Source organism: Cupriavidus sp. HE11, from assembly GCF_056097175.1.
Genome location: NZ_CP184467.1, coordinates 142,043 through 164,578, shown reverse-complemented (window position 1 = coordinate 164,578; position 22,536 = coordinate 142,043). Strand labels below are relative to the sequence as shown.

General features: G+C 64.6%; 23 protein-coding genes. 2 read left to right on the top strand and 21 right to left on the bottom strand.

From position 1 onward, the window contains the following. Positions 1 to 377 precede the first annotated feature (377 nt). Entirely contained in the window at positions 378 to 875 is a 498-nt protein-coding gene (locus ACOABP_RS31930; protein WP_474231444.1) for an ATP-dependent DNA ligase, read from the top strand. A gap of 126 nt (positions 876 to 1,001) precedes the next feature. Next, positions 1,002 to 1,490 (top strand): hypothetical protein, encoded by a 489-nt coding sequence (locus ACOABP_RS31925; protein ID WP_474231443.1) that lies wholly within the window; start codon positions 1,002 to 1,004, stop codon positions 1,488 to 1,490. Positions 1,491 to 1,657: 167 nt separating this feature from the next. Here ACOABP_RS31925 and ACOABP_RS31920 read toward each other — a convergent pair whose 3' ends face one another. From ACOABP_RS31920 to ACOABP_RS31820, 21 genes are all read right to left on the bottom strand, one after another. After that, complete coding sequence (locus tag ACOABP_RS31920; protein WP_474231441.1) at positions 1,658 to 2,890, bottom strand: hypothetical protein; 1,233 nt, start codon at positions 2,888 to 2,890, stop codon at positions 1,658 to 1,660. Between the two features lie 10 nt (positions 2,891 to 2,900). Further along, a complete protein-coding gene (locus ACOABP_RS31915) occupies positions 2,901 to 3,299 on the bottom strand; it encodes a hypothetical protein (RefSeq protein ID WP_474231439.1) in 399 nt (132 codons plus the stop codon). 38 nt (positions 3,300 to 3,337) lie between these two features. Further along, positions 3,338 to 10,972 (bottom strand): N-6 DNA methylase, encoded by a 7,635-nt coding sequence (locus ACOABP_RS31910; protein ID WP_474231438.1) that lies wholly within the window; start codon positions 10,970 to 10,972, stop codon positions 3,338 to 3,340. A gap of 187 nt (positions 10,973 to 11,159) precedes the next feature. Beyond that, a complete protein-coding gene (locus tag ACOABP_RS31905; RefSeq protein ID WP_474231437.1) occupies positions 11,160 to 11,918 on the bottom strand; it encodes a hypothetical protein in 759 nt (252 codons plus the stop codon). A gap of 125 nt (positions 11,919 to 12,043) precedes the next feature. Further along, a complete protein-coding gene (locus tag ACOABP_RS31900; protein WP_474231435.1) occupies positions 12,044 to 13,462 on the bottom strand; it encodes a hypothetical protein in 1,419 nt (472 codons plus the stop codon). Between the two features lie 200 nt (positions 13,463 to 13,662). Then, the gene (locus tag ACOABP_RS31895) at positions 13,663 to 13,956 is read right to left on the bottom strand and encodes a hypothetical protein (protein ID WP_474231434.1); all 294 of its coding nucleotides are present in this window, start codon (positions 13,954 to 13,956) and stop codon (positions 13,663 to 13,665) included. 41 nt (positions 13,957 to 13,997) lie between these two features. Beyond that, positions 13,998 to 14,447 (bottom strand): hypothetical protein, encoded by a 450-nt coding sequence (locus ACOABP_RS31890; RefSeq protein WP_474231432.1) that lies wholly within the window; start codon positions 14,445 to 14,447, stop codon positions 13,998 to 14,000. A 230-nt stretch (positions 14,448 to 14,677) separates the two neighbouring features. Then, positions 14,678 to 15,076, bottom strand: coding sequence for a hypothetical protein (locus tag ACOABP_RS31885; RefSeq protein WP_474231430.1), 399 nt, complete (start codon positions 15,074 to 15,076; stop codon positions 14,678 to 14,680). A 31-nt stretch (positions 15,077 to 15,107) separates the two neighbouring features. Then, a complete protein-coding gene (locus tag ACOABP_RS31880) occupies positions 15,108 to 16,664 on the bottom strand; it encodes a DNA topoisomerase (protein WP_474231429.1) in 1,557 nt (518 codons plus the stop codon). Positions 16,665 to 16,713: 49 nt separating this feature from the next. Beyond that, the gene (locus ACOABP_RS31875) at positions 16,714 to 17,586 is read right to left on the bottom strand and encodes a hypothetical protein (protein ID WP_474231427.1); all 873 of its coding nucleotides are present in this window, start codon (positions 17,584 to 17,586) and stop codon (positions 16,714 to 16,716) included. Between the two features lie 95 nt (positions 17,587 to 17,681). Continuing rightward, positions 17,682 to 17,957 (bottom strand): hypothetical protein, encoded by a 276-nt coding sequence (locus ACOABP_RS31870; protein ID WP_474231426.1) that lies wholly within the window; start codon positions 17,955 to 17,957, stop codon positions 17,682 to 17,684. An 8-nt stretch (positions 17,958 to 17,965) separates the two neighbouring features. Next, positions 17,966 to 18,241, bottom strand: a complete 276-nt coding sequence (locus tag ACOABP_RS31865; RefSeq protein ID WP_474231424.1) for an HU family DNA-binding protein — start codon at positions 18,239 to 18,241, stop codon at positions 17,966 to 17,968. A 24-nt stretch (positions 18,242 to 18,265) separates the two neighbouring features. Further along, a complete protein-coding gene (locus tag ACOABP_RS31860; protein WP_474231422.1) occupies positions 18,266 to 18,472 on the bottom strand; it encodes a hypothetical protein in 207 nt (68 codons plus the stop codon). Positions 18,473 to 18,534: 62 nt separating this feature from the next. Continuing rightward, positions 18,535 to 18,846 carry a hypothetical protein gene (locus ACOABP_RS31855; protein ID WP_474231420.1) on the bottom strand — a complete coding sequence of 104 codons (312 nt, stop codon included), beginning with the start codon at positions 18,844 to 18,846 and terminating at the stop codon, positions 18,535 to 18,537. Beyond that, a complete protein-coding gene (locus ACOABP_RS31850; RefSeq protein WP_474231419.1) occupies positions 18,843 to 19,577 on the bottom strand; it encodes a hypothetical protein in 735 nt (244 codons plus the stop codon). The genes ACOABP_RS31855 and ACOABP_RS31850 overlap by 4 nt, the downstream gene beginning before the upstream one ends. Then, complete coding sequence (locus ACOABP_RS31845; RefSeq protein WP_474231418.1) at positions 19,574 to 20,488, bottom strand: thioredoxin domain-containing protein; 915 nt, start codon at positions 20,486 to 20,488, stop codon at positions 19,574 to 19,576. The genes ACOABP_RS31850 and ACOABP_RS31845 overlap by 4 nt, the downstream gene beginning before the upstream one ends. Continuing rightward, positions 20,481 to 20,975 (bottom strand): lysozyme family protein, encoded by a 495-nt coding sequence (locus tag ACOABP_RS31840; RefSeq protein ID WP_474231417.1) that lies wholly within the window; start codon positions 20,973 to 20,975, stop codon positions 20,481 to 20,483. The genes ACOABP_RS31845 and ACOABP_RS31840 overlap by 8 nt, the downstream gene beginning before the upstream one ends. After that, positions 20,963 to 21,166, bottom strand: a complete 204-nt coding sequence (locus ACOABP_RS31835) for a DUF3717 domain-containing protein (protein WP_474231416.1) — start codon at positions 21,164 to 21,166, stop codon at positions 20,963 to 20,965. The genes ACOABP_RS31840 and ACOABP_RS31835 overlap by 13 nt, the downstream gene beginning before the upstream one ends. Then, on the bottom strand, positions 21,159 to 21,527 hold the full coding sequence (locus tag ACOABP_RS31830) for a hypothetical protein (RefSeq protein ID WP_474231415.1): 369 nt from the start codon (positions 21,525 to 21,527) through the stop codon (positions 21,159 to 21,161). Before ACOABP_RS31830 ends, ACOABP_RS31835 begins: the two co-directional genes overlap by 8 nt. Then, positions 21,524 to 22,081, bottom strand: a complete 558-nt coding sequence (locus ACOABP_RS31825) for a hypothetical protein (protein ID WP_474231414.1) — start codon at positions 22,079 to 22,081, stop codon at positions 21,524 to 21,526. The genes ACOABP_RS31830 and ACOABP_RS31825 overlap by 4 nt, the downstream gene beginning before the upstream one ends. Beyond that, complete coding sequence (locus ACOABP_RS31820; RefSeq protein ID WP_474231413.1) at positions 22,081 to 22,434, bottom strand: hypothetical protein; 354 nt, start codon at positions 22,432 to 22,434, stop codon at positions 22,081 to 22,083. The genes ACOABP_RS31825 and ACOABP_RS31820 overlap by 1 nt, the downstream gene beginning before the upstream one ends. Positions 22,435 to 22,536: the final 102 nt, after the last annotated feature.

Sequence of the window (22,536 nt, the reverse complement as noted above, 5' to 3'; positions counted from 1 at the left end):
TTCTTTGGAAAACAACGCAACCGGCCCGAATTGGATGGTAATCCCGATGCCTGCTCTTCGGCAACCCGGGCGGCCGGCCGCTGGGCCACCCGGCAAACCGGGCTGTGGAATATTTCTGGAATAATCGGACGCAGGTTCTGTCGTAGCGAGAGACCCCCTTGCCCCGCCGCCCTGTCGCGCCCCCGCCTGTCCCCCGGCCGCCCGCCCCACCCTTGGCCGCGCTCGACCCGATGCTGGCCCGGGCGATCCGCCAGCTGCCGGCCAGCGGTGACTGGCAATGGCAGCCGAAGCACGACGGTTATAGGATTCTCGCGGACACCGCACCCCTCGATATCGCGCCCGATCCGGCCGGCCGCCGGCCCGCCCCGGCAGCCCCCGTGGCTCTGCGCACTCGCCACGGCGCGGACGCCACCGTGTGGTTTCCGGAACTGCACGCGCCGCTGGCCCAGCTGGCCAGCCTTTCCCATGGTCGCCACGTGATCGATGGTGAGGTGGCCGTGCTCGACGCCCGGGGCGTGAGCGACTTCAACCGCCTGCATGCCCGCGCCCTGCGCCGGGGCTGGTATCCGGGCGCCGACCCCACCACCTATTGCGTGTTCGATCTGCTGGTCCATGATGGCGAGGACATCCGTGCGCGGCCGCTGGAGGAGCGGCGCGCCCGTCTGCGCGATCTGGTGGCCCCGGTGCCCGCGCTGCTGTTCGTCGACGATGCGCCGGACCCGGACGCCCTGTGGGCGCTGGTCCTCGCCCTGCGGCTGGAGGGCATGGTGGGCAAACGGGTCGGCAGCGCCTACACGGCCGGCCCGAGCCACGACTGGGTCAAGATCAAGCGCCCCGGCGCCATCGCCCCCGGCCGCTTCCACCGGGAGCCGTGAGCCCCGGCGATCACGCCCGGTGACCGGCGCAATCGCCGCCTATCACATTTAGTATCATATTGATACTTGCGGAGTCGGCAGAACGCCTCTACCATGGCGACATACTCGACCGCACCGGATTCCCTCATGGCCCAGCCGCTGACCCGCTTCTATTTCCTGCTGCACGCGCCCACGCATACGCATGCCGAGTCGTATGTCGAGGCGAAGAACAAGACCGAGGCCCGGGCCATGATCGCCAAGGCCTACCGGGCCGAGACGCCGCGCCGGGCGGCCGCCAGCGGCTACACACCATTCCATCAGTGCCGTATCGAGTGGACCACCGAGGAGGAGGTCGTGCCCGACTTGTCCTATGCAGACCGCTGGCACGCTGACCCCACCCCGCAGGCGGATGCGATCGCGGCGCTGCCGCTCACCCCACTGGAAGCCGAAGCGCTGCATCACGAGGGCGCCACCGTGCTGCCGCCGTCGCTGCGCGATCCGCGCATCGGCATCCTGATGCGCGAGGGCAAGGCGGTCTACTACCACTACCGCGACAGCGACTACCAGCACGGCTACCACGAAGGGACGCTGCTCACCGTGGTGCGTGCGCTTGGCGAGATCCGCCACAACGTCTGAGCTTTCCCAGCCGCCCGCGCCGAGCGCGCCGGCGGACCAAAACAGAAAAGGCCGGCATGCCCTCGCATGCCGGCCTTTTTCGTTGGCGTAGGCCGGTCGGATCAACCGGGCAGAGACTCGGCTAGACTCGGCTAGACGCGGCTAGACCCGGCTGGACCCGCCTGCTGTCAGAGTTCCAGCGCCGTGGCGCCGGCCGTGCGTGCCGGCTGCTCCAGCTGGCGCTGCACCGCGTTGCGACGGTGCACCTCCCGGTTGACGTCGCGCAGCACGTCGGCCGCTCGCATGCCCCCCAGTTCGGTGCCCACCGTGTAGCGCAGGAAGGCCCGGTACCCGGTGAGCGTTTCCGCGTCGACCGTGTCCACCGGCACATCCAGCAGCAGCGTGCGCGTATCGACACGATGTTCCGGCAACGCGTGCAGCGTGGCATGGAAGTCCTCGCGGTACTCGTTGAGCTGGCGCAGCGCCTGCGCGTCGACCCGCGCCGGGAACGCCCCCTGCATGTCGTCGTAGACCCCCAGATCGATGCCCATGCTCTGGAGGAAACTCCGGTCATCCTCGCTGGCCGCGATGTAGCCATAGTGCGTCAGCGCCGGTGCCTGATGCGGTTTCTGGTCCACCGTGAGCCCCAGATCCGCCAGCAGCGACGGCGTGCCCCGCGATGGAGCTTGCCCGATCAGCGTGCGGCCCAGCGGCGGCATCCCGGCGCCGGCGCTGACGCCGGGTTTCAGCGGCGTGAGGTCGATCCCGGGCAGCTCGCGCAGCCGCCACATCAGGTGGGCCGCGCCCGCATACGGATTCGGCGCGTTGCGGCGCACGTACTCGACGAAAGCCGGGGTCGCGACTTCCCGCAGCATGCGCTGCACGGCCTGACGGTGCGCGTCGCCCGTCAGCCCCGTATTGTCGATCCGCCCCGCCAGCGACGTGGCGCGCCGGTCGTGCCCCAGCAGCATGTCCTTGGTGCGTTGGTAGAGCTGGGTGAACGGGCCGCCACCTTCGCCCACGTAGGCCCGTTCCATGTCGTCGGGCGAGGCCTCATTGACCAGCCGGCTTGTCGCTTGCAGCTCGGCGTCCGCTGCGGCGAGCCGCGCATGGTGGATCAGCACACGTGCGGCCACCGCCGTCGCCGTGCCGCCGGCCACCAGCAGCGCGGCTGGCACCATGACCGGGGCCGACGACACCGCCAGCATGCCGAGCGAGCCGACCAATCCCCCCAATGCCACGATGGCGGACCGCTCCTGTACCTTCTCCTGCTTCGCCTCCAGCGCGCTCCAGCGTGCGTACACCGCATCGCGCTTGGCAGTGAAATAGTCCATCAGGCTCTGGCCTGAGGCCTTCACGGTCGGGGGGGTCATGGTCTCGACCAGCGTGCCGAGATCGGCTTCCAGTGTTGCAAAGTTCATGGCCTGCCCCTTATGCGTGTGCGAGGACACGATCGGCCATCGCATCGCCCATGTCGATAGCCTGCAGCACCACCGCATCCTCGGGCTCGAAGACGAGTGTCGTCACCGACTGGCACACCAGCATCAGCGCCTCGGTCTGCTCCATCACGCGTGCGAACGCGCGTTCGGCCGGGGCCAGCTCCGGGTGGCCCGTTTCAAGGCCACGGGCTGCCCCCAGCATGCGGTCCCCCGCGCGCTGCAGTTTCGCCACCACAGCCTGCGCGCGGGTCGCGACATCAACGACCGTGGCCACGCGGGCCTCGTCGATCTCGCGCCCCTGCGAGGTAAAGATCGCCCGCACCAGCGCCGGGGTCACGGGCGTCTGCGGGGTGCTGACCGGCGCCGCCGGCGCCGCTTGGTTAGTCGTCATGGATTCTCCTGACTGGGGATTCGGATTCACGTTGTGCCTCACGCGGCCAGATCGAGCGGGTTCGCCGCGCGGGCGAGTTCGAGACGCGCCTTGGCCAGACGCTCGCGGTCGTTGACGAAGAAATTCTCGTTGTGCTGGTCAATCAGGTAGCTGATGACCGCCTGCAGCCTGTGCGCCGGCACCGTGGCACGGCGCGCGCCGTTGATTTCCTTGAAGTCGAGCTCGAAGCGGTTCAGCGTCTCCACGCCCTTGATGACCGACATCACCGGATCGAGGAAGTACTCCCCGCCCTTGGCCACACTCCCCGGCACCCGGAACAGATAGTCGCCGTCGCGGCTCTTGTAGAAGTAGACCGCCCAGCGATCGTCGGTCTCCACCTTGCCCGAAGGATGGGTGCCCACCGGGCCCGACTCGATCAGTTGCGCGATCAGCGCCGGATCCCGCACGCGTTCCGCAAGCGAATTGAGCGCCTTGTCGGTGATGTGCGGATACACCAAGATGCCGTGCTGGCGGCTGCCAGCATCGTCGGTATAGACGATCTTTCGCCCCACGTGCTCACGCAGGTTCAGGCCCGTGGCGTCGAACAGGTTGCCGTCGAGCACCCGCACACGGCGCGTGACAATGCCGTTCTCGGCTTCGTCGAAGGTGTCGCGGGCGTCCAGATGGTCCTTGAAGGCATCGGCCTCGAAGTCGATGCCTTCGGCCGCCAGTGCACTGAGGGTCACCGTATTGATGACGTCCGAGCCCGGCTGCAGCGTGTACACGTAGTAGCTGCTGGGACGCGAGTACTCCTCGGCCTTCCCCGGCAGCGCGTACCACAGCACCACATGCGGCTGGGCTTCGCCGGTGATGTCCTTCTGGTAGAACACCGAGCCACGTCCGAGCACTTCCAGATTGCGCTCCATCCAGTCGAGCTTGTCGGCGAGCTTGCGCGTTTCGTTCTGCTTGTTGTCCTTGTCGGGCGGTGCGGCCAGCGCCTGCGCGACGCTGTCGAACTTCTTGCCGGTGACCTGCTGCAGCAACGCGTCGCGCCGGCTGCGCAGATTCTCCACGATGGCCATCGCGCCGCCCGCGCCGTGATCGCGTCCGTCGCCCTTGCGGATCTTTTCATCCACCTCCAGCGCGCGGACCGCCTTCATCTCCTGCTGATACTCCAGCGACGTGAGATAGACCGGCGCATCGAACATCGAAGCGCCGGCGGCCTGCGCGCCGGCCTGAGCGGCGGCCACTGGCTGCTCTTTCGCACCACCCTGAAAGATGCTTCGCCCCGTGCGCACGGCACGCCAGTCGTGACAGACCACTTCCAGCGGATTGCGGCCCTCGGCCTTGAGTTGGTCCAGCCGCTCGGTAAAGCGCGCCTGCAGTTCGGCGTACAGGGCGAACTGCTCATCCGAACGCAGCAGCGTCATGTGGCCGGTCAGGGACTTCACGAACCACAGCGGCCCCTTCATGAACACATCGCCGACATCCGGCATGTTGATGTCCAGCTTGTCGGCCAACCCGTCATGCTCCAGCAGCATGCGATGCGCGACTTCATCGCCCACCACATTGAGCAGATCCGGCACATGCTTGATGAGCTCGCCACTGTCACGGTTGGCCACGGTGCTGGCGGTCAGCGACCGGTTGGCGTTGTTGAACATCATGGCGAGGCGGTCATCCGCCGGCAGGCCCGTGAGCGGAATCAGGTACTGCGGCCGCTCGACCGAGCCCGTCCGGTCATGCCGGCCATCCATCTGGCGCTCCTGCGTGATGTCGGACTGCATTTCGGCCTTAATCATGCGGCGCGGCCGCAGATCGGTACCGGTAGCGGGGCTCGCGTGCAGCGAGATGCCGGTGCTGCCCGAAGAGGTCAGCAGAATCACATCCGCGCCGGGGTCCCCGTTATTGAAGGCACGCACGGCACGCTGCACGCGGGTCTTGTCGGTCTTTCCCGGTTGCGCTTCCACCGCTACCTTACCGTTCTCCATGGTGCGCGCGCGCAGGTTGCGGCCCGACACTTCAACCATGCCGTGGCCGAAGGACGCAAGGCCTTCGCGCAGATAGTCGATCGGGGTGAGCGGCAGGTCGTCCGGCAGCTCGTCAATCAGTCCCTGCAGGCGCTCGGTGACGGCCTCGATTGCCTCCCCGACCGCCTGCCGCTTGCTGACCTTGCCATAGCGGTTGGTGTCCGTGATGACCAGCAGTCGCTGCAGCGTGCGACGCAGATAGTCCTTGAAAGTGATGGGGCGCTCCAGCGTCACCGTACCCATTTCTTTCTTACGGCGCGTGCTGTCCGGCTCGTGCGCCACCTCCTGCTCGCCGATGTATTCGGCCAGCAGGCTTTCGCCCGTGCGGCGCAGCGCAATGATGGGCTTCACATTCTCGGCCAGTGCCTGCACGGCGTAGTCCAGCACGTCCGGCATCTTCAGCGCCAGCAGCAGCTGACCGGTGATCGCGTGCAGACGCGAGCCGAAGTTCATGCTGGTCGCGCCCATCCGCGCGCCCTCGCGCTCGGATTCCGGGATCTTTTCCAGCTCCTTGGCGTATTCCTTGTTGATCTGGCCGACGATCTTCTTCACGTCGCCCGACAGGAAGGCCATGCCGCTCAGGATCTCGGAGACCTGATCGGCCACGCGCAGGTTGCGCTCATTGCGCGGCGACACGCGGAACTCGCGCACCACGTTGCTGCTGTCCAGCTCGCGCGAGATCAGGCAGCCACGGGCCGCGATCTCGTAGTTCAGGGCCTCCTGCAGCGACAGCGGATCGCTGGCCACCGCTTGCAGCAGCTCCTCCGTGTTGATGCCCTTGGGGAGGATCGCTGTGTAAAGGCGCAGGTTTTTCGCGCCCTTGATCGGCGTACCCGACGAGAACAGCAGATTGCCCCCGCGCCGCGCGACCAGCGTCGTCATGGCCGCGAGGTTGTCGCTCGTATTGCTGCTGCCAGCGCCGTTGTGCGACTCGTCGAGCAGCATCGAGATCGGGAACTTGTCGGCGACCTGCAGCATGAAGCGCGAGGTCAGGTGGTTCTCCGGTCGGCGCGACAGCTGCGAGTACGTACACAGGATGATGTCGGTGCCCGGTGGCAACTCGCCGGCCTCGGCGAAGCGTCGGTACACGTCGCGCTTAAGCGAGCGCGCGACCACATTGCCGTCCCGATCCACGGTCTTCGAGTTGTCGTTGATGATGAGCGGATTCTGGAACAGTGCCCGGCTGTCGACGTCCACCATGTCCCGTTCCAAGAAATCGGTGAACAGGTTGTCGGTCACGGTCACAAACACCGGGATACGCCCTTCCAGTCGCTCCCGGCGTGCCACCAGCGCGATCACGCGACCCTTCCCCGCGCCCATCTTGTCGGCCAGCAGGAAACCGAGTTTCTGGTCGTGCGCGGCAAAGATCAGGGCCAGTGCATCGATCTGTTCGGGCTTCATGTTCAGCCGCTCCAGATCACTCACGTCGAACTGGAGCGCCTTGGCCACGTACTCGTCGATATCGCCATGACGGGCCTTGACCATGGCGAGCGCCGCATAGACCGGACCCGACAGGTTGGCCGGGATCATCATGGAAGCTTCGCCAACGTTCGAGAACGGCACGTAGGGCTGCTGGAATTCGTTGTCCTCGCGCTTGTCCTCGGCGAGCGCCCCCTCGGGCAGATCGAGCGGCTGCAGCAGCTCGTCGAGCGTATCCAACGCCTCGGGCGCCGGGCCCGCGAAATCCGCGATGGGCAACACTTCGCTGGCTGGCGGGATCACGACCGGCTGAGCCTGCGCAGCGGGCGTGTTCTCCTGTGCGTCCAGTCGCGCGGCATTGGCGCCGGCGATCAGGAACTCCGCGAAATCCATGCCGGTCTTCAGTATGGCCCGCTCGTCGTAGAAGTTGTTGGCCGGGCCGGTCAGGCGTCGCTCGCCATCGGGGCTGCGCGTAATGCGAAAACCATCCGCCACCATCTGGCGGATGTGGTCGCGCAGCTTGCCCGGCTCACGCTGATTCAGTGTGTAGGTCTTGTCCAGCGTCGCCACGATCTTGCCGCGACGCTGCGGCGACAGGTCATCTGCAAAGCCGCCCAGATCCTGCGCCTGCGTGGCGGCCTGCTGCGCCGCCTGCTCGCGGACCTGTTGCTCTGCCCGGCGGGCTTCGCGGTCTACCACGCGCTGGGCGTCTTCCTTGATGCGGGCTTCCAGCGTGTCGCGCTCCACGATGGGCGCGCCGAGCGTCTTGCCATTGAGCAGGGTCTGGTATTTGGCCGGGTTGCCCTGCCAGTGCGCAATGATCTCGATCTCGCCGGCGGCGGTGTGCCACTTGCGGCCAAGGTTCGGATCGGCTGCCTCGGCCGTGGCGGCAGCGGCCGGCTCGACCGACGCACCCGCCACCGGTTGCTGCGCGGCCCAATAGTCCTCCATCGCCGTGGCCAGTACCGAGCGTGGCACGCCGCGCTGCAGGTTCAGCTCGGCGTAGAACGCCGCACGGTCGGTGTCGAGCACACCGTTGAACGCTTCCATCGCGCTGTTGCGATAGGCGTTACGCGAGTGGGACGCCTGCACCAGAGACCGCATCTCCTCGACGAAGGCGTTGGGCGCCCCGTCCGCAGAAACGGGTACGGCCGTCGCTTCACTCGATTCCACCGACGCGACGGTGTGCGGCAGTTCCGGGGCCGGGGCCTCGTGCGCCGGCAGTGCCGTCACGGGCATGCCCTTGGCCGCCAGCGCCAGCAGTTCGCCGTACGTCTTGCCTTCGTTGAGCTTGTTGATCTGCGGACGCAGGATGTCCTTGCGGTCCGCCTCTTCGTATTCGAGATAGTTGGCGTGATAGCGCGGATCGATGTTCTGCAGGGCCATCGCCATCAGCACGGCGTCATCGGCCGCCAGATACACGTAGGCATCGTCACGGCGGTTCTGCTCGATGTAGCGCGCGGCCATGAAGCCGGCCGGATCGATCGCGGCGTAGAAACGGCCGTGCTCGAACTCACCTTGCGCGAGCTGATCGCCTAGCAGCGGACGCGGCGCGTTCATCACGATCCACCCTTGGGGCAGATCTGCGAAGGGGCCCTTGCCCCCCACCCAGCCGCGCAGGGCCAGCGCCTGTTCGCGGATCGCTGCGCCAGCATCGGCCGGCGCAGCGGTGATCGCAGGGTATTCCGCGAGCACGTGCTCGGGCACCGCCTTGCCCTCGGCAACCGCCTTCCGGATGACGTCCTCGTGCGTCGCCCCGAAACCATCGGCCACCCATTCCACGGCCTCGGCATCGCCCGCTTTGGCGCGCTCGTGGTACCACTGGGACACGCCATAACGCAGGCGCTCCCGTTCGGTGATACGGGCGACTTCCCGGCCGCCCGGATGCTGACCACCCACCTCGGGCGTCGCCAGCGCGGACATCGCCGCGTCCCATTGCGCCGCCGTCATGGTCCATGCCAACGCGTCGGCTGCCGGGCGCAGCAGTTCGCTGCCCTGTGCGGCGATGGGCTGCGAAGCCTCGATCGCCAGTTGGGCCGCCGCCACGGCCTCGTCGACGGCCCGCGCCACGTCCGCGTCGTCCGGGCGCGCTTCCTTCACACTTTCGAGACTGCCGATCAGGCCGGCCGCCTCGGACAGCAGCAGCTTGCGGACGCCCTCCGATGCAATACGCTTGCCATTCGCCGGGTGCGTGCCATCGCGCAGCCCTGCGGTGACGGCCTGCAGATCCGGCAGATCGACGGCAAACGTGTTGAGGGCTTCCGCTGCATTCTCGGCCGCCTGCACGGTTGCCGCATCCTCAACCGTCGCCTCGACCATCGCCGGCGCCGGGTCCGCCGGGTTCTGGGCCTGCTTCGGCTTCTCATCGGGATCGCGGCCGGCTTCGGCCATCACCAGACGCTCGAACGCGCCGCTGTAGCGTTGTTCCGCGTCATCACCGATCGCGAGGACGTTCATCTTGGCGAATTGACCTGCACGGCGTTGCAGGCCAATCACCATGAAGCGGCCATCCATGCCGCGCAGCGCAATGCGGGGATTGCGCTCGTCCCACCAGAAGGCCCCCGGCGTGCGCAGAATCACATCCTTCCCGGGCTGGGGGATCACCAGCGACAGCAGCTTGCTCTCGAAGGCGTAGCGATGCAGGCCGGCGTTCACCGTTCGTGCCTGCTCGGCCAGATAGTTGACGAGGTCGATCTCGCCGGTATGCGCGTGCATCTCGCGGCGCGCCTGTTCCGACGCACGGGGCGACATCAGGCGCAGTTCCGGTGCGATCGCCGGGTTGTCGCGGCGATCGATAATGACCTGCGACCATTTGCGCAGCTCATCATAGGAGCGCAGTACCGGCAGACGGTCGGGCAGTTCGGCCTCGACTGGCTGAGCACGTCGGGCGCCTACCACGTACATGCGCAACGGATACGCTGCACCCTGCTTCTTGTACAGATCACCACTCACATCCACGACACCGTCAACGTGATAGTGGTCCAGCAGATAGGCCAGCAGATTCTTGCTACGCCCCTCAACCGCCCCTTCATCGACCGTGCTGTCTGCACCGGTGATGAACACGGCGCGACCGTTGTCGCGACGAGCATGCAGGGATCGCAACAGAATGTAGTGGTCGAGCCGCTGCACTTCCATGTCCTCGGTCGCACTGCCATCGGGCAGACGCACCGTGCGCTTGCTGTTCATCTTGCCGAACGGCGGATTTGCGATCACATAGTCGAAGCCCTCGGGCTCGCCGAACTGCTTGCGAAACGACACGTCCGTGGCATCACCCTGCACGACCTTGTCGGCAAAATCGCGCGCGGCAGCGACGCGCTCCTCATCCAGCTCGATCCCGTAGATACGGCAGCGCGTGTCGTCGGCGCGGCCCACGTTGAAGGTGGTCACCAGCGACGCATTGCCAATGGTGGGATCCAGCACGGAACGACCGACCAATTCTTCCCGGGAAGCCAGCATCGCCTGCGCGAGCACCGACATCGGCGTAGGCGTGGAGTACTGCTGCAACGCCATGGAGCTGGCCGTGCGGTGGGCCATCTTGGGCAGGCCCAGATAGATGCGGTTGGCGATATCGAACACGCCCATCGCGTCCCAGCCCCGCGCGAGGTGCGCACGGGCCTGATCCTGCAGCAGGACATTCGCCTCGGTCTCGACCGCTTCCTGATACTGGCGCTCGGTAAAGCCGCCTTCGTTGGACAACGACATCAGCGCCTGCAGGTCCTCGCGCTTGAGGTGGTTGTTGCGCACGACAATGCGGCGCACGAAACCGCGTACGACCTGCCGGAGTTCGCTGTCTGTCCGGGCGCGCAGGAAGGTGGCGCGTTCGAGGCCATCGTCGCGGACGATGGACTTCCTGCCGTCAATCACCCGCTGCACGAAGCGGCCCGAGTTCGAGTCGAACACCACCTCGTCGCGATCGTTCATGCCGATGGCCTTGGCCGAGTCGTACATGGCGTTGACGGTGGCGTTGCGCTTCTCTGCGACCTTGCCTTTGAAGATGTTCTGGATGAGCTCAGGAGAGCCGCTGACCCACTTCAGGTGCTCGGACCCGAAGGCTTCCTTGAGCGATGCCGCAGTCAGGGTGTGATTGGGCTTGCGATAGATATCCTGCCCGTAGGTGCTGGGCATGGGCTCGAAGCCCAGCTTGCGGATGGCTTCGCCATGCTGGCCGGACATGTCGACCACGGAGATCCCTGCGACGCCCGTATCGCGAAAGGAGCCGAAATACACGCCGATCGCGCTCAAATCCATCCACTCGATTTTCTTCATCGCCACGGGCGTCAACGCGCCATCTGTGTCATCAATGAAGAAATTATCCCCGACGTCATTAGAAAACCCAAAATCAAGGTCACTGTCGTGGTAAATATGAGTTTTATCATGATTTGAGCGATCATTTTGACGTTTTTTTCTGTCTTGATTGCACCAAATCGATGGGGTCTCAGGCGCGGGCGACGGGCGCGCGCAACGCCTCGGGAAGGCCCGGCGGCTGGCCGTTGGCCACGGCCAGCGGCGTCACGGCTGCCGCATGAAAGAGATCCGAGACATCGGCACACACCGGGCCGTGGGCGCGGCCAGCGTGCTGCGGCCGATAGTCCCACGCCCGCACCTGCAGGGCGTGTTGCGCGATCCATGCGCGCACGGTCTGCCAGTGATGGGCCAGCACCGGCAGGCTGAAGCTCAGCACCCACGCGGGACTGGGATCGCACGCAAGCGGCAGGCCGTCTTGCGAGGCGCTACCCGCCAGATAGGGCGCGGCGGCGGCCGTGTGCAAGAGCGCCGCGTATAGCCGCAGCAATTCGGCGCCGGCATGGGTGGCTGTGCCGCTCAGTTCGAGCCGCAGACCCGCAACATCCTCGGCGCGTGGCACTGGCACGGCCCGTGCCACCTCGGCCATGCGCTCACGCAACGCGCGTTGTGCGGCGGCGTGCAACGCCCGTTGCTTGGCCTCGATGCCCCGCAGGTAGTCGGTCCAGTCCAGAAAGTAGAGGCGCAGACGGGCCTGCGCATCGAAGTCTTGGCCGCGCTGAAGCATGGCGTCGCGCAGGCGGCCGATGGCCGCATACGCCTGACGCCTGTCTTCGCTGTCGCCGTCGGGCAGGACCGTCAGTTGCTGGAGACGCTGGTCGAGTTCGGCGGCGAGCCCATCGAGCGTCAGACGGCTCGATACCGGCACGGCTACTACAGTGGACGGCTGCATGGCATGGCCCCGAAATCATCGCCCCCCGGAATGAAAAAGACCGCCCAACGGGGGGATGGGCGGTTTAAGACTACTGCGTCGCCGACGGGAGTATGGCGGCGACGGTTCGGACAATGGTCCTGCGATTACATGCCCAGCTCTTCGGTATCGAGTGCCGCCGCCGCTTGCGCCAGCTTGCCGTCGACGGTGCGCTCCGCTGCATCGTCGATGGCCGACGGGTCGAAACCATTGCCGTCCGCTTCGGTCAGCTGCGCTTCCTCGACACGCTCCTTGGCCGCGTCAGCACCGTTCTGGAAGTCATTAACGGTGGCCAGCGTGGCGATCGTGACCTTGCCCGGGCTGTAGTCTTCCAGCACGTTCTTGGTGAAGAAGCGCAGACCGTCGCGGCCGATTTCGGTGGTCAGGTACGTCGGCAGGAAACGACGCTCCTTGACGCGGCCATTCTCGTCGCGCGGCGACCAGAACATGTGCACAGGATGATTCGACTTGATTTCCGCCTTGGCATCATCGCCGGTGTAACCTTGCTTGATGAGGCTTGCACGGGTGGCGGGGCCAGCCGCGATGCGTTCGCCGGGAATGGCTTCCACCAGAAAGTCGCCGTTGCGCACGCCATCGACGATCGTCTTCAGATCGGCGACCACTGCGCCGTCCCCGGCGTCGGAAAAATCGGGGTAGCCCGGCTGGTCGCCCAGCGCGTAGACCATGGCGCGCGCCACCAGCATGTCCTGCGAAATGCGGTCGTCCTTACCGGCCGGCGTCGTGATCTTGGCGATGGACTGCTCTGCCGGCGCGGCATCGTGTCGCGTAATCTCGATGCCGGTATCCCAATCCTTCTTGGTGGTGGGCACATAGGCGGCATGTACGCGCGCCGGCGCAATCAGCAACTTGCCGTCTTCCTTGTTGATAAGGCGCAGGAACACGAACGGGCGGCGGCCCACCGGTTCATCATTGAGCGTAATGCTCGGCGCCATGGCGGCCAGCAGCGTCGGCTGCGCGTTTTCGGTATTCAGTACGACGGCGCTCTCGGGCATCACGATGTCGGCGACCACCGTTTCCTGCCAGCGCTTGTCGGTGTCGTTCCAGCGGCGGTCCAGCACGATGTTCGCGTGAACACGGTCGCACTGCACGCCTGCCGACGCGGCCAGCGTTTCCGGCCAGTACGCACGATAGCTGCCGTCTTCGTTCTTCAGGCAACGCGTGAACACCATCAGGCCATTCGTTTCGCAATGAACCTTGTTCTCGGGGTCATTGAATTCGCTCGGGCGCGGGCGACGCTTCTGATCGGTGCCACCAAACGTCTTTTCGAGCTTCGCGATCGCCGCTTCGCGGGTCGGGGCGAACTTCGAGCCGACGACCGCCAGCGCTTCGTTGACGTCCATCAGACGGACCGACACCGGCTCACCGGTGACGGCATCGAGCCCATGGAAGAAACTCGGGCTGTTCGGAGCCATCTTGATGGACTGCTTTCGCATCACGATGGTCTTCGGCTGTTCGGCCTTCGGGACGCGCTTGGGCTTTTTGTTGTTCAGGGCATTCAGTTGCATGTCGTTGCTCTCCAAATCGCAAAGTAAGTGGGACTTCTCACACCGCTTTTGCTAATCCACCGTCGGGATCGCAACGAGCGATTGGTGGAATTTTTATCACGACGTGCACGAAACGCAAAATTCACGGGTCTTTTGTGCCAAATAATGCAAAACGCTCGCCGGAGCGAGCGTTTTTTAACTTTAATTTCTTACACAATGCATCAGATTGGCGCATTTGGTGCGGACGGGGCCTGCGAGCCCGAACCCGTGGCCACCATCATCGGGAAGCGGCGCCCTGTCGCATCGCTGCCGGTGGTTGCCTTCAGCAAGCCCTTCTCTACCATGGTGCGGATCGTCCTTGCGTTCACGCGCGTGGCCACGGCCACGGCGCCACCCTGCACCGCACGGGTCTTGCCAAGGTGAATCTCGTAGCCGCGCGACGCGGCACAGAGCAGTTTGCCTTGCGCCAGTGCCTGCAGGATCTGGCGATGCAACGGGGTCAGTGACTCGGACATGCAAACCTCCCATGGTGGCAAGAATGCAGCAGCGACGTAGCCTATTGGGGCTGGTGCTTGGAAATGGGATCCGGGGCCGGCGTGTTCAAGACCATCCGTTCGCCCTGCCACGCGCGGAAATTGGCGAAAAGAATCGACAGGTCGAAATCGCCCTGCACGCTCGGCAACATTTCATTGCGCAGGAAGTCGCTCAAGAAAAACAGCGGCGTCGACTTGGCATTCCACTCCGAATAGATCTTCGGCATCGTCACGCCCAGCAGCGCCTGCGGGTCCGGCTCGAAATCGAACGTCGCAAATTCGATCTCGTAGCTGGCCAGAAACTCCTCGGCAAAATACAGCACCGCCGGCAACCCACCGTCGGGGGCTGCCACAAGTTCTGGCGTCAGCGGTCGACCATCGTCGTGCAGGCGGCCGCCGTTGCTCACAAAGCTCTCCAGCGCCTCACGCACCAGCGCGGCGGCGGTGTGTACCAGCTTTTCGTTCGTGTCCATGTGTCATCCAATGAGGCCGCGACTTCCTCCGTTGGGTCGCGTAATAATTTGATGTTTTTTTTGTGCGCTTCCGCACCGAAGATTACCACAAAGACAGAAAGAACTACATTTGATGTAGCTTTTTCTACGCTATTGCATCATCACCGGCGCGTACGCGGCCCCAAAAACAACGCCCGGCCAAGGCCGGGCGCGGGAAAGACAGCGGTGGCCCTGCCACCACACATGCGAGACTACAGACGCTCGGTGAACCGCTTGCGGCCCGCCACAATCATTTCCGTCTGGGTCTGCCCGGCCTTGCGCACGAGCTCCAGATCCGTGTTGTCGTTGAGCACGCCCCAGCGCACCGCACGCGCTACGGTGAGCGCGTCCACCCCCTGCTCGATCAATTGCACCCAGACCTGCCCCAGCGCGTGCGCCCGCTCTTCCTCCATGTCCTGCAGCCATGACTGCACCGAGCCCAGCGCCGCCGGCTTCAGCTCCACGTGCAGGGGCTTGGGCAGCTCTTCGTCGCCGATGAGGTCGTAATAGCCCACACCCGATTCGTCCACCACCGCCAGCTTGCGCTGGCCGGTCATGATGTCGTCCAGCTCCACATAACTAGCGGGGCCCAGTTTCACCACCTGACTCATTTCGTTTCTCCCAAACCTTGAATTCCGTATCTCATGGTTCCATCACCGCCGCCGGCGCGGCGCGCGGCGTGCTTGGCGTCATGCGGGCAATCGCCGTACCGACCTGATCGAGCAGGCCGTGCTCCCGCAGGATCGCGCGGGCGCTCGCATGTACATCGTCGATGGGCGCAGCCAGTCGCGCCTCGATGCCCACCGACACCTGTGCCGACAAGCCCGCCTGTCGCGCGTGTGCGAGCCAGTGCCTGCCCTTGTCATTCAGCGCGATCCGCCCGCCATCCACGGCCAGCAGATTGCGCTGCATCAGCGTCGCCACGTGCCCGACAATCGTACTGGGCCGCCCGAGGCCTGCGTGGCGCACATGCCGGAGCAACGCCACATCGGTCGGCCATGCTTCGTACCCGGCTTTCGCCGGCTTGTCCTTCCAGCTGCGCATCGGCGTACGCGCCGCATAGCAGAACAGCAGTTCCCGCTCCTCCACCGCCACGCGCAGGCGCTGCTGCCTGACCTGCTGTCCGCATTCAATCAGGTTGCGCGCCAGCAGCACATGCACGGCTTCCGCCGGACCCATCAGCGAGAGCGAGCGGCCAATCGCCGCCTCGCCTTCATCGTCGAGCGGGCGCGGCGCCTCGTGCGGCTTGCCGACGGACGCGTCGCGGTCTCGCACCGGTACCCGGCCCGCGTCATAGGCACAACGGTTGTTCTCGGCGAGCGTGCTACCCAATGCCGCTCCCGCCGGTGAAAAGGCCTGTGCACGGGCACGCGGGTAGGTCACCAGACCACGCTCATAGGCATCCTGCAGCGCCTTCGCCGCCGGCTCGATATCGATATGCAGACGCAGCGCGATCTGCTCGACCGCCTCCTCGTAAGCCCACGGCGTGCTCGCCGGGATATCCGCTTCGGATTGCTCGCGCAACTGGACCTTGCCCTGCGCAAGTGCTGCGGCCAGTTGCTCGCAGGCCGCGACGTCTTCCGGCCCATGCACCGGGATCTCTGTGATGAAAACCCGGCCGTCCTTGACCGGAAGGGTCAATCGATAGACGCCGACCTGCGGGGCCTGCGCTTGAATCGCATCGAGAATGCCGCTCTGTACCCGCCCCACGGGGATCGTGGCGCCTTCGACAATCACACTGAATGCGCTGCCGATCGCACGATCGATGATTCGCCGGCACATGCCCGCGTGCGCATCGGCCGCATCCAGCGGCGTGGCGCGCTCGAAGGCCCAGCGCAACTCGCCCTCATCCAGTGAGCCCAGCCGCACGCGCGACATCTTGCCCCGCTCACCTGACAGCAGCGCCGCCACGTCGTGGGCAATGACATCCCCCTCCTGATCGTCATCCATAGCGAGGAAGATCCGATCGGCCGCCATGGCCGCACCTCGGATCTTCTCCAGCAGCGCAGCGCGATCGTCGCGCAGGCCATACGCGAGCTCACGCAGCTGGGCATCCAATGCGATCGGTCGCAGGGATTTAGGGTTGTCGCAGAGATGGCCGACGGTGGCGAGAACCTGCACGGTATAGCGCAGGTCGCGCAGCCGGCGCGCAAGCAGATCGGTCTTGCCAGAGGCCTCGACCAGCACCAGTGTTTTCATGATGCACTCCGCCTGTCGCGGGCCGCCTCAGCGGCCCCGAAATGAAAAGTTAGCTGGCCTTGCCGACCTTGCTCGCACGCGGCAGCGGTACGCCGTACGCCACGAGGTGCATCTCGCGAAGGGCGCTGTTCACCAGCTTGGTCAGGGTAAGTTGATTGTCGCGCGCACCGGCGCTGCGTTTCTTCGCGCGGACATCCCCGAGGAATTCGAGCACATCCGCGTCGAGCGTCACGCGGCTGCTTTCCTTCGCGGCCGCCCGGCCCGGCGTGAAGACACCAAGCTCCATGGCTTTGGCACGAATGCGCGCGAACTCGTGATCCTTGACATCGTACTCGTTGCGCAGGATGTCGCGGCACGCGCCGATCGCCAGCTTGCGCTTCGTGCGCAGGTCCCCGAGCAGAATGGCGAGCTCGCGGTCACGGTGGTCGCGCAACAGCTTGTTGGTTGCGGACTGGATTTCGTTTTGCTGGATCTTCGTGCGTTTCTTGACCGAGTACAGGTTGAATTCAAACGCCTTCATCGCTTCCGCATCATCCAGCGGATTGGGCTTGAATTCGATCGTCACGCCGTCGCGCACGCGTCGCACACCGTTGTCCATCGCGCCGGCCTGCTCGCCCCGGAAGTACAGCATGCTCTTCTTCTGCCAGACCTTGATCCCGAACATCTTGACCGCAAACACGAAGTCACGTTCGGTCACGATGCCCGGCATCCCCATCAGTTCAGCACGCGTCTTGAGGAATTCGACGGACGAATCAATGGGGGTATGTCGGTCCGAAAACATGAACTCGTTCGCCAGCATCAGTTTGCAGAGCGCAAACGTATGTGGCGTACTGGACAGATAGTCGAACGACCGCTCCGCTTCAGCGATCATGGTTTTCAGCGCGTCGTCGGAAAGATCCGGACTGGCAAGAGCGGTCGGCATGCGATTCGTATCCGAAAATTCGGCAGTTTGATATTCTTTTTTATTGTACCCGAGCACTGGAAAAAAATTAAATTTCTGTTGCCAAGGCGCAGCAATTACGGGTTTTCGCCACTTTTGGGGATAAGAATGATGTCTATCCTCGCCAACGCATCATCAAAGGTCATGCCTTCATTGATGTAAACATCAAACTGCCTGATAAGTGACTGGATCAGCTCGTCCCGTCGCCAATCCGGCCAGCCACCGGCATCCGCCACGCGTTGGGCGCGCTCTGTCAGCGGGGCGATGCGCCATGCCAGCCGCTCGTCGATCTTGACCAGCGCACCGTCCGCATACACGGACGGCGGCATGTCATCCGTCAGGGTACGACCCACCGCAGCCGTCAGCGATTCAGGCGATCTTTCACCACCTTCGCCGCGCGGAACGCCACGCCACGCGACGCGCCAACCTGAATGGCCTCACCCGTCCGGGGATTGCGCCCAGTGCGCGCGGCACGGGTCTTCACCTCGAAGGTACCCAGCAAGGGAATCGTGAACGGCTCGCCGGCGACAATGGCGTCACCGAGCACTTTCACGACACCGTCGAGCACGCGGCCCGCTTCGGCCTTGCTCGATCCGAGCTGCTCGGCCAGCTTGCCTACCAGTTCTTCCTTGGTCATCTTCACTTCCTCCTGCAGCAGGCCTCAGCCGCCACTCATTTCATCAAAGCATCCGACAAATTCTGGATGCACGGTTTCAATCGAGGCGAGATTCGCCTGCATGCGCGCATAGCCCACGCAGTCGTTCGCGTTGTGTTCCTTGGATGGGCACGAAAGGATGTCGTTGCCGGGATGGCGCATATGGCACGGGAATCCCTCCAGTGCCTCCGCATTGGCCTGCATCTGCTGCACGAGTGCCCAATCCAGTTCGCCCCGGGCAGTCACACGAAACGGGCACTCGCTGCACGCCTCCATCACTGGCTCCGGCTCTCGGCAAGACGTCGCTTGAGGTCCGGCACCGTCAGCTTGGCCAACGCAGCGTCCGGGTCGTCTTCGACGGCGAGCCAACGCTGGATGCGATTGGAGGCGGCCAGCACATCCTTGTCGGCCTCCAACCCTTCCCACAGTTCCTTCACGCGCTGCTGGAGCGCCTGTTCGGCGATCGCTACGTCGGCGGCCTCACGGTCGAGCAGCATGAGCGAGCGCTCATGCCGCTTGATCTCCTGCAGCACCTCAAGGGCGCGGCGAAAGGCCTTGGGCACGCCCGAGCCAAAGCTCAGGATCATCGCTTCACGCCAACGAGGCAGCCGGCGCTTGCCTTACCCGGTTCGAGTCCCATGGCGCGCATGGTGCCTTGGGCCACCGATGTGCCATCAAGGCCCGGGAGGGTGGACCCATCCGCCGTCGCGTTCATGACCTGCTTCCTGATCCTCTCCTGCAAGCGCTCCTGATCCTCGGCGTTATAGGTCAGCCCTGCGAAGGCTGCCTGCTCTGCCGGCTTCTTGAGATAGCCGTAGGCCACGGTGCAAACACCGAACGCGACAACCAAGCCGAGGAACGACTTGCCCATATTGCGGCGTGCCCACGAAGCCGAGCGGCGCAGCCGGCCACCCGTGACTGGCGGCACAAAGGCAGGCGCCGAGGGCGCGCCAGTGGCCGGGCCGGCGATAGTCGCTGTAGCCGCCCCATCCTTTTCCACGAAATCGAACACCGCCGTGGTAAAGGCCGCCTGCACTTGCGCAGCCATCGCTGCGCCGATCTTGGCATTCGGGACCGTAAGCTCGGCAAGCGGGTGGTGGCTGCCGTCACCGGTCACGATGTCCAGCTCGACCCTGCTGCCGTCTTCGTTGGTTGACGTGATGGGCTTGTACTGCACCGTCGCGTCGATCAGCTGGCTGCTGGCCAGCTTCGCGGTGCGTGGTGCGACCGCGACGCCTTCGCTTGCCGGCAGGATCAGTCCAATGAGGCAATCGCCACCGTGGCGGGCGATGCGGATGGTTGGCTGGGTATCAGTCATTTCTTGATGTCCGTCAGAATGCGCTTGAGCAGTTCGTCGTCGTCAATGCCCGCAACCATTTGCGGGCCTTCCTTGGTTTCGAAATACGCCACCGGCACGCCGGCCGTGCCGGCCCCCTTGTTTGCGTCGAACGAGGCCCAGAAGTACGACTCGTTCTCGGCTACGGTCCGGCGCGTGTCGGCGTTCGGGGCGCTCGCGCCACCGCTCGTCTTCCCCATGACCTTGGCCAGCGCTGCGCGCTGATCCTTGGCTTGCATGATGTCCGCGATCAGACGCATGCCATCGTCCGGCCGACCCAGCACGGTCGACGGCAACCACTTGATGCTGCCGCCAGCTGCGACGTACTTGCGGGTCTTCTGATAGGCCGCATGGCAGTGCGGGCAGCGCGGATCGAAGATGATGTAGAGCGTCTTGTCGAACGGCGCGTTACCTTCCTTGATGCCCGTCAGCTTGCTGATGCTCTTGAGCGCTTCAGACGGTGCTCCCGCAGGCTGAGCCATCGCCGTAGCGGCTGCCGGGGTTGCCGTCGGCTCCGCTCCGGCCGCTGGTGCCTGCATGGCGGCCGCCGCTGCAGCTGCCACCATTTCCGGGGTAATAAACGCGTCCGAGAGGTTCTTGCCAGTCGCGGCGTCCCACAGCACGCCACTGAACATGACTTTTGCGTCCGGCGTGGTATAGAGGACCGTCTTGACGGGGCCGCGCTCGACCTGCCACACGGTGAGCCCCCCGGGGCCAGCCTGCTGGCCCACAACCTTGATCCCTTGCTTGGCAAAGAACGCGGGAGCCGCGACCGGTTTGGCGGTGCTCGGCTGCGCGTGAGCGCCGGCGGCGCCAAGGAGTGCCGTCGCGCCCATGGCGAGCGCAATTGCGACACGACGTGCGCGATGACGCAGCGCTTGATAGTTACTCACGGGAATAGCTCCTGACGGTGAACTGCTGCATGAGAATCCGCGACCAGCTCTCGGCCAGCGGTCTGATCTTCCCCTGATAGATCACGTTGAACTTAGGGGTCGTTGAGTGATAGGACGCGGCGCAGAACCAGAAGTCGCTGCTCTTGCACGCGCGGATCTTCTTCGAGAGGATGAAGGCAGCCATCTCGTAGTTGTAGCAACCGTCGTGCATCAACGCGTCCACGACCTGCGCGCGTGTCACGCCATAGCGCGCGATCTCCGGCATCGCGTCGTCGACGGATTTGTCGTTAATCCCGGCGCGCCCGAAATCGCGCGTGCCGTTCTCGTTCAGAATGGCACTGCCTTCTTTCCCGGCTTCGTGCTGGCCGATCGCCAGCAGCACGTTGGCGGGTACATTCCTGCGAACAGCGGCGTCCACGACGCACTGCAGCGTCGCAGGGCGCCACTTCTCCACCGTGTAGAAGGACGGATCGGCTAGACCAGCCATTTCCTCACTACCTCCGCGTGCTGCGGGAAGCGAGACAGGTCGACATGCGTGGTACCGGCATAGATGCATTCGCCGTAGACCTCGGCCAACTGTCTGGCATCGGGCCCAAGCGCATGATCCACGGCCGGGTGCGCCGCCATGCAACGATTGATGGCGGCCTCGAAGGTAGCCATGGGAATCAGATCATTCATGGCGAGGATCCTCCTGCAGCATCCGGGGCACGATGAAATGCACGAACATGACACCCAGATACGCGTACACGGACTTGCCGTCCATCGCCTTGTGCGGCTTGGTCTCGATGCGCGAGACGGAATTGCGTGAGATCTTGAACAGGTCCGCGATCTCGTCCTGCGAGAGCTCCAACACACGGGTACGGAGCTGCTTGAGCTCTCGCCCGGAGATCGGGCTGATATCCGGATCGCCAAACCTGCGCGCCACGGCAATGCTGCCCGAATCGGTGCGAGCCCACTCTGCGACGGCCATCAGGAATTCCCGCGTATTGCCGTATCGGGATGCGATCACGTCCTCGCTCGCCTCGGTAGTCGCGCTCATACGATCCATGCCCCTTGTTTTAGCCAGTGCCGGAAGGCACCCTTGACGAATAGCTGGCGTTGACCAACCTGCCAGTAGCGATAGCTCGCAGCCATCCCGTAGACTGCGAGGTTGACGCTGACGAACAACAGGAAGACGAACGTGAGGCCCGCCGCGTCGACGAGGACTTTCCAGCCAGCCAGCGTCAGGGTCAGAATGGCCAGCACATACCAGATCCGGCTCAGCCAACGGAACTTGCGCTGCTGGGCGTCCAGCGCCGCATCGCCCATCTGGGCCATCCGCGACTGGGACAGTGCCTGCAGCCGTTTCAAGCTGTCGGCGTCGCGCTCGATGTCCACGGCCTCGAAATGCGGGCAGTGTTCGCAGCCCCGGAACTGTCGCCGTTCACCGTCCACGATCTCTTCGAATGGATACATGCGCCCCGCCCGACAGCCGGGACAAACGCGCACGGTGACGCGGCGCCAGCTGTTGTTCACGACCCGGGCGCCAACGACGATATGTTCGACGTATAAAAGGTGCTTGGCCTGCTGAACGACGGCACGGCGGATGCCCATCAGGCGACCTCGTTGAAGCGGCTAATCACCGAGGCAATCGACGTCTCGTCATAGGGCAGCGAAGCCCCGTCGATGGTGACGGTACGATCGTCGAACGACACATGTGCTTCGAATGTCGCCTCCGGGTCGGCATCGTCGGTATCGAGCTGACGTTCCGTGACGCGCAGGGTCAGCTCACCGAGCATCAGCTCAACGGCTGCCGTCGCCTCGGTGGCCAAGCCATCGCCCACCTGCCACGACGTCCGCTTGCCGAAATCGTCGTCCTCAGCCTCCCAGACCCAAGCCTGCACTTCCGCCGATTCGAACCGCTCGGCGAAGCGGCTCAGAAACGAACTTGCGTCGGTGATGTGCATGGATCATCCTCATCATGAAATTGACGCGCATTCTACCGCGTCTTTTGGTCGTCTTGCTCCATTCGGATGCAAAACTAATCTTTTTTTTGCATTCTGTTGCAT

Excerpts from the sequence above, each read along its gene's own strand:
- ACOABP_RS31820 (WP_474231413.1), bottom strand. The coding sequence starts at position 22,434 with ATGCACATCACCGACGCAAGTTCGTTTCTGAGCCGCTTCGCCGAGCGG.
- ACOABP_RS31855 (WP_474231420.1), bottom strand. The coding sequence starts at position 18,846 with ATGATCCTGAGCTTTGGCTCGGGCGTGCCCAAGGCCTTTCGCCGCGCC.
- ACOABP_RS31885 (WP_474231430.1), bottom strand. The coding sequence starts at position 15,076 with ATGAGTCAGGTGGTGAAACTGGGCCCCGCTAGTTATGTGGAGCTGGAC.
- ACOABP_RS31850 (WP_474231419.1), bottom strand. The coding sequence starts at position 19,577 with ATGACTGATACCCAGCCAACCATCCGCATCGCCCGCCACGGTGGCGAT.
- ACOABP_RS31900 (WP_474231435.1), bottom strand. The coding sequence starts at position 13,462 with ATGCAACTGAATGCCCTGAACAACAAAAAGCCCAAGCGCGTCCCGAAG.
- ACOABP_RS31915 (WP_474231439.1), bottom strand. The coding sequence starts at position 3,299 with ATGACGACTAACCAAGCGGCGCCGGCGGCGCCGGTCAGCACCCCGCAG.
- ACOABP_RS31875 (WP_474231427.1), bottom strand. The coding sequence starts at position 17,586 with ATGCCGACCGCTCTTGCCAGTCCGGATCTTTCCGACGACGCGCTGAAA.
- ACOABP_RS31835 (WP_474231416.1), bottom strand. The coding sequence starts at position 21,166 with ATGAATGATCTGATTCCCATGGCTACCTTCGAGGCCGCCATCAATCGT.
- ACOABP_RS31895 (WP_474231434.1), bottom strand. The coding sequence starts at position 13,956 with ATGTCCGAGTCACTGACCCCGTTGCATCGCCAGATCCTGCAGGCACTG.
- ACOABP_RS31910 (WP_474231438.1), bottom strand. The coding sequence starts at position 10,972 with ATGGATTTGAGCGCGATCGGCGTGTATTTCGGCTCCTTTCGCGATACG.
- ACOABP_RS31880 (WP_474231429.1), bottom strand. The coding sequence starts at position 16,664 with ATGAAAACACTGGTGCTGGTCGAGGCCTCTGGCAAGACCGATCTGCTT.
- ACOABP_RS31840 (WP_474231417.1), bottom strand. The coding sequence starts at position 20,975 with ATGGCTGGTCTAGCCGATCCGTCCTTCTACACGGTGGAGAAGTGGCGC.
- ACOABP_RS31825 (WP_474231414.1), bottom strand. The coding sequence starts at position 22,081 with ATGGGCATCCGCCGTGCCGTCGTTCAGCAGGCCAAGCACCTTTTATAC.
- ACOABP_RS31865 (WP_474231424.1), bottom strand. The coding sequence starts at position 18,241 with ATGACCAAGGAAGAACTGGTAGGCAAGCTGGCCGAGCAGCTCGGATCG.
- ACOABP_RS31905 (WP_474231437.1), bottom strand. The coding sequence starts at position 11,918 with ATGCAGCCGTCCACTGTAGTAGCCGTGCCGGTATCGAGCCGTCTGACG.
- ACOABP_RS31830 (WP_474231415.1), bottom strand. The coding sequence starts at position 21,527 with ATGAGCGCGACTACCGAGGCGAGCGAGGACGTGATCGCATCCCGATAC.
- ACOABP_RS31925 (WP_474231443.1), top strand. The coding sequence starts at position 1,002 with ATGGCCCAGCCGCTGACCCGCTTCTATTTCCTGCTGCACGCGCCCACG.
- ACOABP_RS31890 (WP_474231432.1), bottom strand. The coding sequence starts at position 14,447 with ATGGACACGAACGAAAAGCTGGTACACACCGCCGCCGCGCTGGTGCGT.
- ACOABP_RS31920 (WP_474231441.1), bottom strand. The coding sequence starts at position 2,890 with ATGAACTTTGCAACACTGGAAGCCGATCTCGGCACGCTGGTCGAGACC.